Consider the following 15572-nt stretch of genomic DNA (forward strand, 5'->3'; position numbering starts at 1 on the left):
TTCGAACCTGCGACCCCCTGGTCCCAAGCCAGGTGCTCTACCAAGCTGAGCCACGCCCCGTTTAAAGATCTTAATCACCAGCAAACCTGAATTTCTTCATAAAAACAACAGTAAATGTCGTTTAAAATTAAACTGTGGTGACGAGTTCTAATTATAGCAGAGGATTGAATATCCGTCAACAACATTTTACATAATTATTTTTTAGCTGTTATAAATCATAAAAAAATACTGATATCCTCTTAAAATACTGTAAGAATTCAATCCTCAAAAGACGAAAAAAACAACAGTAATGGCCTGAATTATAAAAAATGCAGACCATTACTGTTATTTATAATTTGTCCTTAAGCAATTGCAGCAGCAAGTTTTGCTCCAAGTTCTTTGCATGATGCAAGACCTTCATCATCAGGAGCATTTTGGATTGTCAAGGCTTCTTCTACCAGTTTAGCACCTTGCCCTTCCATGCGTTCTACCCATTCTCTCATCCATTGACCATCTCCCCAGTCAAAAGAACCAAATAAAGCTAAAGGAATTTCAGATAAATTTTCCCCCTCTAGTGAGGTAATGAAAGGATCAAACTCGCCTTCTTCTAATACTTCATTTCCCATTGCTGAACAACCTAAAGCTACTGCATCAGATTTCAATACATCATCTTTACTTGCTTTATCTACCGACAGCAAATTCACCGAAATTCCATCGACCTCAGCACCTGCTGCAATGGCTTTAGCCATCTCTTCAGTATTACCTGTCCCACTCCAATAAATAACGGAAATCTTCTTCATTCACACATTCCCCCATTTTTTATTTGATTGCTTTTAACCTCTTACTTACACTCACTTATTCTTTTGATTCTTTATGGAAAATTCATTTTCTATTCAGCCCTAATATGATAACGATATTCATTATCATATTAGGGCTGAAAAAAATACCCTAATGGGTTGTTCAAAAGATCATAATCTGCTGTATGTAAGAAGTTTATGGTTACTTAGTCAATGAAGTATGCAATTGATCACTTGATATCAATTCTCAATTCAACAACTGTATTTTATCAATAAGAATCCTTCCTGTCAATAAAAAATAAGAAAAATGCTGCTTGTTTTTTTATTATAGCTGTTTTGAAACACAAAGAACACAAAGGCGTCGACTAAACGCGTCTTTGTGTTCTTCGTAGACTCTATGCCTTTGTTTTTAGCATATTCCTTAATAGAAACTTATACTTCTTTCATTCATAAATAGGTTAAATCTAAATGAAGTTTAATGTCTCCGGCTTCAAATTCCATTGTCAGCTGGGACACGTTCTTTTTATACAGAATGAAATGATTTTCGCCAACAACAGTAAGAGGAGGTGTTATTTGATAATGATAGTCTGTTCCAGCTAATAATGCTTTTGCTCTGCCAGCTATCATATTTACTAATTCAGCAACGCCATCATACAATTCCTCATCTTCGATTTCTGCCGAGTCAATGCCTGTCATAAAGGAAACGATCAGGGCCGCATTCTCTTTGCTTAACGCGATAGAAAGCAAGGCATTATGAGTGCTTAAAATCATCATAACACCTGTAATTTCACTTTTATATCGTTTACTTTCAGGCGCTTTTTCTATAGGACAAAGCTCTACTCCAACCATAGTACTAAATACATCAGAAACGGACTGTGCTAAACATTTCTGTAAATATGATTTTTTTTGCGATTCCATAGATTACCGCCCTTCCCCCATACATTCTAGTACTTTCTTCATTAGTTCCTCAATGGTAAAAGGTTTTACTAAGTAATTAATGGCTCCAGCCTGGATTGCTCTTATAATATTTTCTTTTTCACTCTCTGTAGTAACCATCATTACCGGTATATGCTTAAGAGAGGCTGTATTTTTAATTTTTTCTAAAAAAACTAATCCATCCATACCAGGCATATTCCAATCTAATAATATTAGAATAATTTCTTCAGAAGATCCCTCTAAGATGGTTAAGGCCTCTATCCCATCTGCAGCTTCCACCAATTCATAATCAAGTACCTCTACACCACTGCGTATAATTTTTCGAATGATGGCCGAGTCATCCACGGATAATATTTTCATAACATCCACCCCTCACTGTATAAAAGTTAGCATTTTTATAAAACTCGGCTTCAAAGTATTCGTTATAATCCAGGAATACTTCTGAATTTCCTAGAATTAATACTCCTTCTTTCGTTAAAGAGTTGGAAATTTTCTTCATGATTTCTTTTTTTAACGCTTCTGAAAAGTATATCGCCACATATCTAAAAAAAATCAAGTCAAAGAATCCTAACCCTATAAAACTATTTTGCAAATTAAACTGCTTAAATTGAACGCTATTTTTGATTCGCTCATCTAACAGCCATGTACGTCCTTCTTGTCGAAAATATTGTTCTCGATACTCCAAGGTCATTCCACGAGCCATGGTTATATTGTCGTACTTCCCTAGTTTAGCAAGCTGCAAAACAGTGTGAGAAATATCGGTAGCTACGATTTCGAAATCATTTAATGTGATATCCGCAATTCCATGTCTTAGCAGATAACGATCAATACACATAGCTATGGAATACGGCTCTTGTCCTGTAGCACAGGCAGCACTCCAGATACGAATCTTTCCACCCCTACCTTGCCTGATTGCCTCAATGTATTTAGGCAGCAGCTGATCTTCTAGTACTTCCCAAGGCGTTTTATCTCGGAACCATAATGTCTCATTTGTTGTAATCGCATCAATAATCTCCTCTGTCAAAGCCGCTTGTTTCTGCTGGCGCAGCATGTTATATAATTCTTCAAATCCCGATAAACCAAATCGTATTAAGAATTTGGAAAGCCGGCTCTCAATCAAATATGCTTTTTCATCTCGAATTACAATGCCACAGTTTTCTTCAATATATTTCTGAAATAATTGAAACGCCTGGGAAGATAGGTGCCCATTCATCATCATCCCCCCTAAATATTTCCTTCGTTGTCTCTTTCTTCTTTTACTATCAATCTCTTATACTTGAAAGCGTTTTGCTAACGCTTCTAATTTCTCTGAAACCAATACAAGCTCATCAGCCGCTTGGGTAGTCTCTACTCCTTTACTGGCTGTGTTATGCGACGCTTTATTGATCTCGTTCATGCTAATGGCTATCTCTTCAATATTGGCAGCAATTTTTTGAGAAGTATTAGCCATCTCACTCATTTTTACTGATGCACCTTCTGTATTTTTAGCAAGCTCCCCTGCTGTCAAAGAAAGTTCGCTGACAGAATGAGCGATTTCTTTAACTCCCTGTGTACTTTCTCCAGCCCCTCGTGCTACATGCCGAGATTTTTCTGCAATATCACCAATTTCATTGGATATCAAATGAATCTTATCAGAAGCGACAACCACAGCAGACGATATACCTCCCACTACGGTAGATTGTTCTGTTACAGCTGCTGCAATATTATTACTATTCGTATTCATGACGTCAATCACCTGAGTAATTCCACTTACCGCTTGTACTGCCTCTTGCATTTTTTCTTGCATTGTTTCAATCTGAGACGCAATCTCGTCTGTCGCTCCAGACGTTTGCTTAGCTAATTCTTTTACTTCATTTGCCACAACTGCAAAACCTCTGCCTGCATCACCAGCACCTGCAGCTTCAATCGCCGCATTTAGCGCCAGCATATTGGTCTGATCTGCAATATCATTGATTAAGTTGACTACCTTACCAATTTGCTTTGACACGCTGCTCAAATTCTGAATAATAATGGTAGCTTCTTGCGCCCGCGACTCTGCATCTTTAGCAACGTTAATGGATTGTTGACAATTTTGTCCTACTTCATTTAAAGATAGGTTAATTTCCTTTACCGCTATTACTACATCGGATACAGAACTTGATACATCTTTAGCGGAACCAGCAACTAGGCTGATACCTCCGGATATTTTCTCAATAAGATGACTTACCTGATCTAAACTAACAGATGCCTGCTCAGAAGCAGAAGCCAGACTGTGAATCGTTGCAGAAATTTCTTCTGTGGCAACAGAGATAGAATGAATATTTCCATTTAACTCTAAAGATGCATTCGCTCCATGACTAACACTTACATTGATCTCCTCTGTAGACTCATTGGCACTGTTAATTACAGCACTCATTTCTTCACTATTGGCCGCTACTACCTCTGCAACCATCAACATACCATTAGAAGATTGATTCAAAACAATAACGGTATCATAAATTTCCTTCGTCATTTGGTGCATCGTCTTGATCAGTTTATTAAAAGACAACGTCAACTGCCCTATTTCATCTTGCGAACTTGTTTTGCCCATTACAGTAAGATCACCGTCTTCTACTTGAGACATAAGTTTCTGCAGTTCTTTTACCTGACTTGTGATTTTTTTGGTTATAAATACAGCCAAACCCATAGCTGCTAAAAAGCCGATACAAAGTAAGATTATCATATTTTTAATTGTTGCTTCCGCTTCGGAAGAATTGCTTCTTGCTTTCTCCCCTGCCTGTGCCACTTTCAAATCAATTAACCGATCAATCAGTTGCGTCAATTCTAATGAAAATTGATTTCCCTGCCCAGCATAAATAGTATAAGCAGCCTGATTATCCCCTGCCTCAATAAGACGCAGTGCTTCATCTAAAATAACGCTCCACTTACCTTGTATGATTTTCAACTTATTAAATTCCTGTCGAACTATTGGGGATTTTATACTTTGTTCAAACTCTGCTAATTCGTTATTCATCTTATTATGCAATTCATCAATAGAAGTACGATATTGTTTTTTCTTCTCCTTATCTGCTTCGATAATGGATTGGCCAACAAGCACTCGAATCTGCTGATATGACATCGCTGCCTGGGCAAGATCTCCCAGAGGAAGGGTATTGATCTCATATAACTCTTGATCACTCATTTCTATTTCCTTAATATTACGTATTCCCACTACCCCCATGAGACCCGCAATAAGAACAATCAGCATAAAACTAACCATCAGTTTTTTACCAATATTCAGGTTGTCAAACCACTTCATGCCATTTTTCTCCTTTCCCATGTTTTCTTTATATCGTATCAAAAATTTTATTTACATCTAGCATTAAAATAATTTTTTCATTGCACTTTACTATTTCGGATATAAATCGTCCTTGCAGATTCTTTATATTCGCTGGCGGCAGCTCACACATATCGGGTGTTATATCAATTACTTCTGCTAACTTATCAATGAAAAAACCTACATGATCTCCTTGAAAAAGTCCTTTTAAAATTATACATTTCGATTCTTTATCTGCTTGTGTCTGCGTTAGATGCAATATTTGAGTTAAATCAAACAGAGTCACTACTTGTCCGCGCAGATTTAAAAGACCTACTACGTGCGACGCTCCCCCTGGAACAGATGTGTATTTAACATTTCGGTTAATTTCCTTAGCAAAAGCTATATCAATACCACACAAACTACCGCCAAGAAAAAAGGTCATAATTTTTCCAGTCATGGAAATTCTCCTCTTGCAACTTGCACATCTGCTACTTTTTGCAGCACATCTGCCTTATCAAATTTATAAGCATACGAGTTAAATCCTGCTTCTAAGAACAACTTCTCCTGATTGTCATTTTTAATCGAAGCACTCATTAGGATAATGGGCAAAGATAACATCTTCTCGTCAGCACGGATTTGCTTTACCATTTCTAAACCGCTCATTACCGGCATAGAGATATCACTCATCACGATATCAATCCTGTGCTCCCGAAGGATTTTGAGCCCTTCTTTCCCATTACGAGCAATGAACACTCGATAACCTCCCTGTTCCAAATATCGCTTTTCTAATTTTACAAAAAACGGATCATCTTCAACCAGCAATATATTTTTCTCAGCAGCCGCCATTGGAAAGTGATTTAATTGGATATACTGTTCGGGAACACTCAACTCAAATACTTCATGCAAATCCACTAACAAGATTATTTTTTCATTGATAAGTGTCGACCCTAATAATCCTTTGCCTTGGATATCTTCTTCTACCGTCAAGGAATCGACTTGCACTGTATCCTTTATGGCTCTTACTAAAAGACCTAATGAATGGTTACTCCCCTTAGGAGTAATTACATACATTTTTTTATCTGATTCTTCTTTGGAAACAGGCAGATATTCTTCCAATCGAATTAATTGCATGATATTACCTTGAGAGTTATAGTATTCTTTATTTCCAATCTCTTCAACTTGGTGAGGACTAATCTCGTTTACTCTTGCGATCATGGACAAATGTAAACCAAATATCTCTGGCCCGGAACATTGAAATAGTAATAGATCCTGAAGCTCTTGTACTTGATGATCTAATGCTACTGCTTTCACTTGAGAACTTTCCACCCCGTCTTCAGAAAATGCTAATTTTTCTTTATTGGCAATTCCCTCAACATCTAGAACCATGGCAATACTGCCGTCACCTAAAATCGTTACTCCTGAATATACCTTTACTTCTTTTAGATGATTAGGCATAGGCTTTACTAAAAGCTCCTCCTGACCATGAATCGCATTAACAATAATCCCAAAAATTCTTCTGGCAATTTTTATAATCAGAATTCGTGTAATAGGGCTTGTTGCTTTTAAGTTCTTTTCCAAGCCAACCACATCTGCAAGGTGAACAATGGGAACTAATTGCCCACGCAGTTGCAGCACTCTTTGCCCTTGAATCAATTGCAATGGACTTTCCTCTTTTCCATCTACAATTCGTACAATTTCTTGCAAATGAGCCTGAGGCAAGGCAAAATTATGCTTGCCAACCGCTAAAATGAGAGATGGTATAATCGCCAACGTTAAAGGCAGTATTAATCGAAAGGTGGTTCCTTTTCCTTTTACTGTATGCAGCTCTACAGTTCCACCAAATTTTTCAATATTGGCTCGAACTACATCTAAACCTACGCCACGTCCAGAAATGTCACTGATCTGGGTGACGGTTGAAAATCCTGGTGAGAAAACTAATTCTGCCATTTTACTTTCACTAATCTCCATTGCTTCTTCCTGATCAATCAATCCTTTTTCTAAGGCATGCTGCTTAACCTTCTCCACATCAATCCCTGCCCCATCATCCATGATATCAATAATCACGCGGCCACCTTCATGCCTAGCCTTTATCTGGATGATTGCCGTAGGATCTTTCCCTAAAGCCTTTCGCATAGCAGGATTTTCGATTCCATGGTCTAGTGCATTCCGTATCAGGTGAGTAAATGGGTCCATCAATCCTTCTAGGATCGATTTATCCATTTCCACTTCTTTGCCTTCCATTTTTAATGTAAGGCTCTTTCCTAATTTTTTTGACAAATCACGTACTAAGCGTGGAATGGAATGAAATAAAATAGAGATTGGCTGCATCCGGGTACGCATAATCTTTTCTTGCATTTCGGTGGTCGTATGATCAATTTTTTGTAAAACGGCCCGAATACCTGGTATCCCATCTACATGTGCTTCCAATAAACGCAGCAACTGATTTCTTGCCAGTACCATCTCACTAGACAAATTGACTAGATTATTAAGTAAAACAACATCTACTTTGATGCGTTCTTCTGACAAATCATTTTTATGTTTTTCGTCAAAAAAATCTGAAGCATTCTGCTTACTCGTAACTGACTTTTCTTTCTTAGGACAAGCTGCATGTTCTGCTTTTTCTAAGAGTAATTGAAAAATCTCTGCCCTTTGATTCGTTATAGAAAGCTCCTCAATCTCTCTTGCATTGGCGCCTATTGCCATCACTGCAAGTTCTTTTTCCAATACAGTACTAAACAAAAATATGATTTGCTGCTCAAAAGAATTCTCTTCTGCTAAAAAAGTTTTGTTTCGAATATAGCTATTCAAGATGCTTCCAATGGACTGAATGCTTTTTGACATATTGATAGAAAATCGTTCTGTGTCATTCTGCTGAAAATCAAATGTACGCACATATTTATATATTTTATGGCCTTTCTTTGCCAGTTCACTAATCATTTTGTCATAACTATCAACCTTAAGATTCTTTACTGCTGTCGTCTGATTTTCAGGGGTGATAGGCTCATTTGCAGTATCTGGTGCTTCAGCTGGCTGAATATCCTTATCATTTATAAAAATATGCTGCAGCCTTTGTACCAAAGAAGTAATATCTCGTTCTTCGTTCATCGCAATGTGGTTTAACAATTCCCTAAGTTCATCATTAGCCATTAATAATGCATCTACAATATCAAGTAATAAAGTAAGTTCCCTGCTCCGAATCTTTCCAAGAACACTTTCCATTGCATGAGACAATTCAACGATTTTCTGAAAACCAAAGAAACCTGCTGTCCCTTTAATATTATGTGCTGAGCGAAAAATTGCATTGATCACATTTTCATCATACTCATGTTGTTCAAAGGACAGCAGTCCTGACTCTATCTTTTCTACATGTTCTTTCGCTTCTATAACAAATTCTTGAATCAGTTTTTCATCCTTTAGCATGTTACCACCTCTTCCTAAATCAAACAACAATCCATCTATTTCTGCCTTCTCGTTTTGCTCGATATAAAGCATCATCAGCTTTCTTGATTAACACTTCATAAGAGGAATCAGGATCCGGTATCATTGTGGCAACGCCTAAACTTATAGTAACATAGGGACTAATTTTTGAAGCGCTATGAGGTATCTGCAATTCTTCAACCGCTAGCCTGATTTTCTCTGCGATCTTTTGCCCTCCTGCATAATCCGTAGCATACAAAACAACTGCAAATTCTTCACCGCCGTAACGTGCCTTTAAATCAGAATTGCGTTTTACGTTATTGTCTAAAACTGCTGCAACCTTTTTTAAGCATTCATCTCCAGCCAAATGCCCATAGGTATCATTATAAAGCTTGAAGTAGTCCACATCAATCATGATAAATGTCATTATTTTTTTCTCACGTAATGCATGCCACCACTCTTTCGCTAAGTAGTTTTCCAAACATCGCCTATTCGCTATGCCTGTAACTTCATCTTCCATAGAAAGATCTTTTAACTTTCCATTTACAGTCTGTAACTCCCGCATAATATTTTCCATAACTCGTGTAGTCTCGAATAAAGTGGCATTACGCTGCTCTAATTCATATTGATAGCTTAAAATACGACTGCCAACAGATAATCGGCAGCTCAATTCTCTTGGATCAATTGGCTTAGTCAAAAAATCATCTGCACCAGCATCAAAACCAATAACCATATCTTCTATATCGCTTTTTTTTGCTGTTAGCATAATGACATACGTGTAAGTTGTTTTTGTGCCTTGTTTTATCCTCTTACATAGTTCGACCCCATTTATTCCGGGCATAATCCAATCTAAGAGCACAATAACCGGCTCATTAATAATCTGGAATATCTTCCATCCACTTTCACCATCAGCTGCGAGGATCACTTCATATCCCCATTGCTGTACCATTTCCGAGAGAATGGTGCGAATGCTTTTTTCATCATCAATGATTAATACTTTCATTTGACCTCACCTTATTTTTTAAAAATTCTTTTCGGCTCCATATATCTATCTCACTACTATATAACGATTCACCCTACTCCGCTAGATTTTATTGTGATTTTTCCTTGCCTTATACTCTAGAGAGATTTAGTAAAAAAATCAAGAAAATCATATTTCTGATTTTTTTAAATTATACTTGCTGCGATGATTGAGATTACCTTTATTTACAGATAAATAATAAAAAACCTCTCTAATATAAAATTTCCCTTACAGAGCAGACTCTACGGTCTACCCTGCAGGGTATTTTTATGTATATCATAGAAAGGTTTTTATATTTAAGTATGATTTTTCTACATTCTAAATTGTCTAACAATCCCTTGGAGTTCTTCTGCCATTTTAGCTAACGCTTGGCTGGATGCAGCAATTTCCTGCATAGATGCAGACTGCTCTTCTGTGGCAGCAGATACAATTTGTGTCCTGCCAACCGTTTCTTGACTAATCGCATCAATATCATGTACCGATTCTACTATTCTCTTGCTGCCGGATGCCATTTCTTCTATAGAAGATGAAGTCTCTTTTATATGCATCGTTAATTGATTAATAAGTGACGATATATCCTTAAAAGCTTGTCCAGCAGTATTAACCACCTGTGCTCCTACATTAACCTCATGGCTGCCTTCTTTCATCGCTACCACTGCTTCTTCAGTATCTGACTGTGTTTCAGTAATTAAATCGGCAATTTTCTTAGCTGCTTCTTGGGATTGCTCCGCCAGCTTACGAACTTCCTCAGCAACAACAGCAAAGCCCCTGCCATGCTCACCAGCTCGTGCCGCTTCAATAGCAGCATTTAGCGCCAGAAGGTTGGTTTGAGCAGAAATTCCTGATATTGTATCGACAATTTGTCCAATTTCTTTAGATCGTTCTCCCAATCTCGCCACCACTTGAGCTGATTTAGTTACTGTTTTTTCTACGATTTCCATCTGGCTCATTGCGGCATTTACAGCTTGTGTTCCATCTTGAGTAGCTTTAGCAGTTTGATCAGATACGCCACTAATAATTGCTGAATTCTCTGCAACTCTTCCAATTCCTGTAGAAAGCTGCTGTACTACAGAATTCGTAACATTCACTGCGCTTGCCTGCTGTTCAGCACCTTGCGCGACTTCACTTATGGTGGCTGCTACTTGATTCGTCGCTTGGGCCGATTGTTCTGCACTTGCTGTCAGTTCTTCTGACGAGGCTGCAACCTGTTCTGATGAAGTTGCTACCTGACGCACTAAACGTTGCAGGCTGCTAGCCATACTGTTCAACCCGACGCCAATTTCTCCAATTTCATCTTGATCAAGCACATTAATGCTGTCTACACCAAGGTTTCCTTTTTCGATCTCATTTAAAAACACACATACAGATTTTAATCGTCTAGCAATTGCATTCGATAACCGCCAGCCTAAGAATAGGCAAAGTAAAACAAAAAATCCTGTTAATGTAAAAATAACAATACCAGCAAATCCGGCATACTCTTGCCCCTTACGATTCGCCTTCTCACTTTTATCTGACATAAAGTCAGCTAACTCTTTAAGAGTTGAATTGACAATTTCCAATTTGCCAGCTGCCTGCTGAGTGAAGTAAACATATGCTTCCAGTTTACGCCCTTGCTGAGACATTTCAATCGCTTTTTGACGCTCTGTTCGATATTGACCGATTGCTTCTTTTAGCACTACTAATTTTTCCCGCTCGAAGGCCCCTAAATTCTGATTTTCATATGCCTTTAATGTTTGGTCTGTTTCGGACGACAAGGCTTTCATCTGAGTGACCAAGACATCCTCTCTCGCCTTATCCAGATTACCAAAAATCATTTCCAAAATCATTCCATGTACAGCTCTAAAATTATGCCGAGTTTCATTTAACCTTTTAATTGACAACAAGTTTTCATTATACATAACTTTCATTTCGTTACTCATTGTGTTTGTATAATAATATCCGATTGAGCCAACTAAGAGCGTTGCCATTGATATTATCAAAATGATCGCAAGTATTTTCCCTTTAACCTTCAGCTTCACGCCAACCTCCTAAAATATCTTAATGTAAAAATATAGCACCAGTCCAAGATGCACTGATGCTAATTACAATTCTACATTGAATCGGCAACCTGGCAATCATAGGATATCTTCCCTTAGACCCATGGCTTTGCGTCCTTATCTTTTAATAAGTTTGCAGCAATATATTTTTCTACTTAATATTACATTATATTACATAAAATGTCAACATCTCCCATGAACAATACCTGCCAGGAATCGATCATGACTGACGATTCTTTCTACTCAAAAGAAATGCTGTAATAACAGCTGTTAATGGTATGGAGCAAATTAGTCCTATGCTTCCTGTAAGAGCTCTCGTGATCTCTGTTGCGACAATATTTAAATTCATAATTCTCATGAATGAAACACTATCTTGTGATGCAATCAAAAAGATCAAAGGCAGAGAGCTTCCAGTATAAGCCAATATCAAGGTATTTGCCATCGTTCCCATAACATCACGCCCAACATTGATACCCGATTTAAATACTTCGGAAAAACCATAATGAGGACAGGAATGCTTGATCTCGTATTGAGTCGACGCAATGGATATGGTGACATCCATGACAGCACCTAATGATCCTAAAATAATGCCTGCAAATAAGACCTCTTGAAAATTCATAAAAGTGAGTGTAGTCACCTTTAGCATCATTGCTTCTTCACTGTCCAGTCCAGTTAGATGCATCCAAGAAATCGAAATGGCAGCTAATACACCAGCAATAAATACACCACCAACTGTTCCTAAAATAGCTCCCCAAGTTTTTGCATTCCAGCCACTGATCGTAATTTGAGTAATAGCTGTAATCACTGCACAAACAAGCATAGTAGCAATGATAAAATTCCAATGATAATTTAAGATTAAAGGAACCATACCTTTAAGAATAATAGCCACTGAAAGGCAAATAACAAAAATCGTTTTAATGCCTATGCTCTTCCCTAGAATTAACAAGGATAAAACAAAAAGACCGACTAGGATATATGTAGGAAAAAGACGATTATAATCAGCAATATGATACTGTTTTTCATTTTGCACCTCGCTTACAGCGAGAATAATTTTATCGCCAGGACTGGGAATAATATCAAATAAAGGCTGATTGGTAATATAATTAATGCTTTGTACTTGCTTGCCGGAATCCGCTCCAGATGTGAGCAGCACTGTAACTAGACTTTTACTGCTGATACCCACTTTTTTATTGGGTGTTACATCCAAAGATTGTATCGTTAATACCACGCCATTTACATACTCAATGGGTTCCGCATTACTTCCTGCTCCGAAAACAGGCAGGGTACCAAAAAGTAAACAGGCTATGAGAGCGACTAGAACATAACTGGGGAAAATGCGTTGTAATTTCATTAAGGTCTCCTTGTTATAAAAATTTACTGTATTGTTACTAGGCGTACATGAATAGAAGCATACGTTTGTCTCGAAAGGCAATTTATGCTTCCTTTACTAATTCGCAAGTCACAACTCTTAAGTTGATTATTGATTGACTAATTCCTGCTGCTCTTCTAGAAAACGTGCAAAGGTATATAAGACATCTGAAAGCCGATTTACATATTTCATTAAGGATGGGCTCACAGGCTCTGTTTCGTCTAGGGCCGCCATAAGCCTTTCAGCACGCCGACATACAGTGCGGGCTACATGCAAGATTCCTGAAGCCTGACTGCTGCCTGGAACAATAAATTTGGGAGCTGGATCCATAAGCTTTACATATTCATCAATCCAAGCTTCAAAACGTAAAATTTCAGTTTCTCCAAGCTTTGCAGCATACTTCTCTCCCTTGGGGTCTGCCAACTCAGAGGCCGCAGCAAACAGCTCACGCTGCACAATATGAATCTTTTCTACAATATCGCTATTTGCAACAAAATGTTTTCCAAAGCCTAATAATGAATTTAATTCGTCAATCGTACCATAGCTGTCTACACGTATGCTATTTTTTCGTACACGGCTGCCATCTAACAGACTGGTTGTTCCTTGATCTCCTGTCCGAGTATAAATCATTTGTAAACCTCCTATGCTTTTATATTTCATAGAGCACCACGGTCTTCTTTTGAGAATTTCGACTCCCCCCTGCATATTCTCCTGCAAATCAAACCAAACAATACGAAAAACACTAACAGGTTTCTTACTAAATAAAGCGCGAAGAACCAAAAGAACAGGTCCGCTACATATCACAACAATCCTACATGTCCTTTTAATCCTCTAAAACGAACCGAACCCCACAAAGATACTAAACAAGGCACTCATCCCTTATGGGATGAGTGCCTTGTTTGGTTCAAACTGTATTTATTTCAAGAATCCTTATCCGTTTTTTTATAAGCGGAATTGAGAAACCACTACTTGCAATTCATTTGCCATACTGGCCAAGGCTTGGCTGGAAGATGCAATTTCCTCCATAGAGGCGGATTGTTCTTCTGTTGCCGCCGAAATGGTCTGGGTATCGCCCGCTGTATCACCTGCTATGCTTTTTACACTATCTACAGACGAAACAACATCACTACTAGAAAGAGAAAGTTTCTCAGCAGCTGTACCAATATCCTGAATTTGGCCATTGAGCTGCTGAATCATTGTAGTAATTGCATGAAATCTTTCACCAGCACTCGTAATAATCTCTGTACCTTTTGATGCTTCAATCGTTCCCTGATTCATAGCTGCTACTGCTTTGCCCGTTTCTGCTTGGATATCACGGATGATGACTGCAATCCTTTGCGCTGCTTCTTGCGACTGCTCAGCTAACTTGCGAACTTCATCCGCTACCACTGCAAAACCACGTCCTTGCTCACCCGCTCTTGCAGCTTCTATGGCTGCGTTAAGCGCCAATAAGTTAGTCTGTCCTGCAATACCGCTAATAACATCAACAATTTCACCAATTTGCTGCGAGCTTGTCCCTAATTGCTGTACGACTTGCGCTGATTGAGCAACAGAATCTTCAATAATCTGCATTTGTTTGGTTGCCAGGTTCACTGCTTCTCCACCATCACTTGCGACCTGAGCCGTTTCCTCTGATTTTGCTGATACCTGATTTGCATTACTGGCAATATGAGTAATGGCTGACGCCATATCTCCTACAACTGAGACCGTTTGTTCTACTGTCACTAGTTGACTTGATGCACCGCTGGCTACGTTCGTAACCGTTTCCGCAACTTGCCCTGCTGCTTGAGCTGACTGCTCCGAGCTGGCTGTTAATTCTTCACTGGCTGCTGCTACTTGCTCGGCAGATTTTGCTACCTGTCCTACCACATTACGCAAATTATCAGTCATAGCCGTAAATGCCTGTATCATATCGCCAATTTCGTCCTTGGCAGTATATTGAATATTAATCACTCGCAAATCGCCGCTGGCAATATTTTGTGCTGATGCAGCAACTTTCCCAAGCGGTTTGGAAATACGCCTTGCTAAAAAGAGTGCCAAAATTGAAGCTACGATCAAGATAATCACATCTAAAAATCCAAGCAGCATCTGAATCCGATCTGTTGCGGTAACATTTTCTTGAATTCTAAGATCCATACGTTCGGTTAAAAACTTTACGGTATCACTCGTAGTTTTTTCAGCAGCCTGGATTTTTGCTCCTGAAGCAGCTACTGCTTTTAAAGCCTCCTCCTGACCTAACGTTTTACGGGCATTGATTCCTTGATCAGAAACTTTATGATATTCAGCTAGTGCTGCCCTAAGAGCAGCTACCTTTTCTTTGCCTTCCGGTGTAATTAGCTTTTTTTCCAGGCTAGCCAGAGTAGCCTCCATATTTTTTCTTGATGTTTCATAGCCTTGAATGTATGTAGGATTCATTGTTAAAATATATCCGCGAACTTGGGATGATTGAACATTTAATTCAATATTAAGATCCTTAACTTCAACTACTAAAGGAACGCTTCGCTTTAACACATTATCATAACCATCTTGCACATTTTCAATTTCATAATATGTATATACGTTAAGCCCTGTAAAGGCTATAACGATCATGATACATACAAATAGAATCTGCTTGCTAATTGACATCCGCATAAAATTCTCCCACCTTATCTCCCATAAATTTGTAAAAATACTTTTAGCTTGGCAAACACCTCCATTTGCCAATGCTTTTTATTAATGTAACACAATTTGCTTATGTTAC

12 protein-coding genes and 1 riboswitch are annotated in these 15572 nt (G+C 38.3%); all 12 genes read right to left on the reverse strand.

Going from position 1 to position 15572, the window contains the following annotated elements:
• Positions 1 to 341: 341 nt before the first annotated feature.
• On the reverse strand, positions 342 to 779 hold the full coding sequence (locus BMZ99_RS17725; RefSeq protein WP_090940414.1) for a flavodoxin: 438 nt from the start codon (positions 777 to 779) through the stop codon (positions 342 to 344).
• A 444-nt stretch (positions 780 to 1223) separates the two neighbouring features.
• Positions 1224 to 1694, reverse strand: coding sequence for a chemotaxis protein CheX (locus BMZ99_RS17730; protein WP_090940417.1), 471 nt, complete (start codon positions 1692 to 1694; stop codon positions 1224 to 1226).
• 3 nt (positions 1695 to 1697) lie between these two features.
• Positions 1698 to 2072 (reverse strand): response regulator, encoded by a 375-nt coding sequence (locus BMZ99_RS17735; RefSeq protein WP_090940420.1) that lies wholly within the window; start codon positions 2070 to 2072, stop codon positions 1698 to 1700.
• Positions 2050 to 2931, reverse strand: coding sequence for a CheR family methyltransferase (locus BMZ99_RS17740; protein WP_245755036.1), 882 nt, complete (start codon positions 2929 to 2931; stop codon positions 2050 to 2052). The genes BMZ99_RS17735 and BMZ99_RS17740 overlap by 23 nt, the downstream gene beginning before the upstream one ends.
• A 51-nt stretch (positions 2932 to 2982) precedes the next feature.
• Positions 2983 to 4989, reverse strand: a complete 2007-nt coding sequence (locus BMZ99_RS17745; RefSeq protein ID WP_090940425.1) for a methyl-accepting chemotaxis protein — start codon at positions 4987 to 4989, stop codon at positions 2983 to 2985.
• Positions 4990 to 5017: 28 nt separating this feature from the next.
• Positions 5018 to 5446: a chemotaxis protein CheW gene (locus tag BMZ99_RS17750; RefSeq protein ID WP_090940427.1), complete on the reverse strand. Its 429-nt coding sequence runs from the start codon at positions 5444 to 5446 to the stop codon at positions 5018 to 5020.
• Entirely contained in the window at positions 5443 to 8409 is a 2967-nt protein-coding gene (locus tag BMZ99_RS17755; RefSeq protein WP_090940430.1) for a hybrid sensor histidine kinase/response regulator, read from the reverse strand. The genes BMZ99_RS17750 and BMZ99_RS17755 overlap by 4 nt, the downstream gene beginning before the upstream one ends.
• A gap of 19 nt (positions 8410 to 8428) precedes the next feature.
• A complete protein-coding gene (locus BMZ99_RS17760; RefSeq protein ID WP_090940433.1) occupies positions 8429 to 9409 on the reverse strand; it encodes a GGDEF domain-containing response regulator in 981 nt (326 codons plus the stop codon).
• Between the two features lie 329 nt (positions 9410 to 9738).
• Positions 9739 to 11445 (reverse strand): methyl-accepting chemotaxis protein, encoded by a 1707-nt coding sequence (locus BMZ99_RS17765; RefSeq protein WP_090940435.1) that lies wholly within the window; start codon positions 11443 to 11445, stop codon positions 9739 to 9741.
• Between the two features lie 80 nt (positions 11446 to 11525).
• A riboswitch (cyclic di-GMP riboswitch) is annotated at positions 11526 to 11611 on the reverse strand.
• Positions 11612 to 11683: 72 nt separating this feature from the next.
• A complete protein-coding gene (locus BMZ99_RS17770; RefSeq protein WP_090940438.1) occupies positions 11684 to 12814 on the reverse strand; it encodes a YibE/F family protein in 1131 nt (376 codons plus the stop codon).
• A gap of 126 nt (positions 12815 to 12940) precedes the next feature.
• Positions 12941 to 13462: a cob(I)yrinic acid a,c-diamide adenosyltransferase gene (locus BMZ99_RS17775; protein ID WP_090940440.1), complete on the reverse strand. Its 522-nt coding sequence runs from the start codon at positions 13460 to 13462 to the stop codon at positions 12941 to 12943.
• A 312-nt stretch (positions 13463 to 13774) separates the two neighbouring features.
• Positions 13775 to 15463 carry a methyl-accepting chemotaxis protein gene (locus BMZ99_RS17780; protein ID WP_090940443.1) on the reverse strand — a complete coding sequence of 563 codons (1689 nt, stop codon included), beginning with the start codon at positions 15461 to 15463 and terminating at the stop codon, positions 13775 to 13777.
• Positions 15464 to 15572: the final 109 nt, after the last annotated feature.

The organism is Pelosinus propionicus DSM 13327 (genome assembly GCF_900114615.1).
GTDB lineage: Bacteria > Bacillota > Negativicutes > DSM-13327 > DSM-13327 > Pelosinus > Pelosinus propionicus.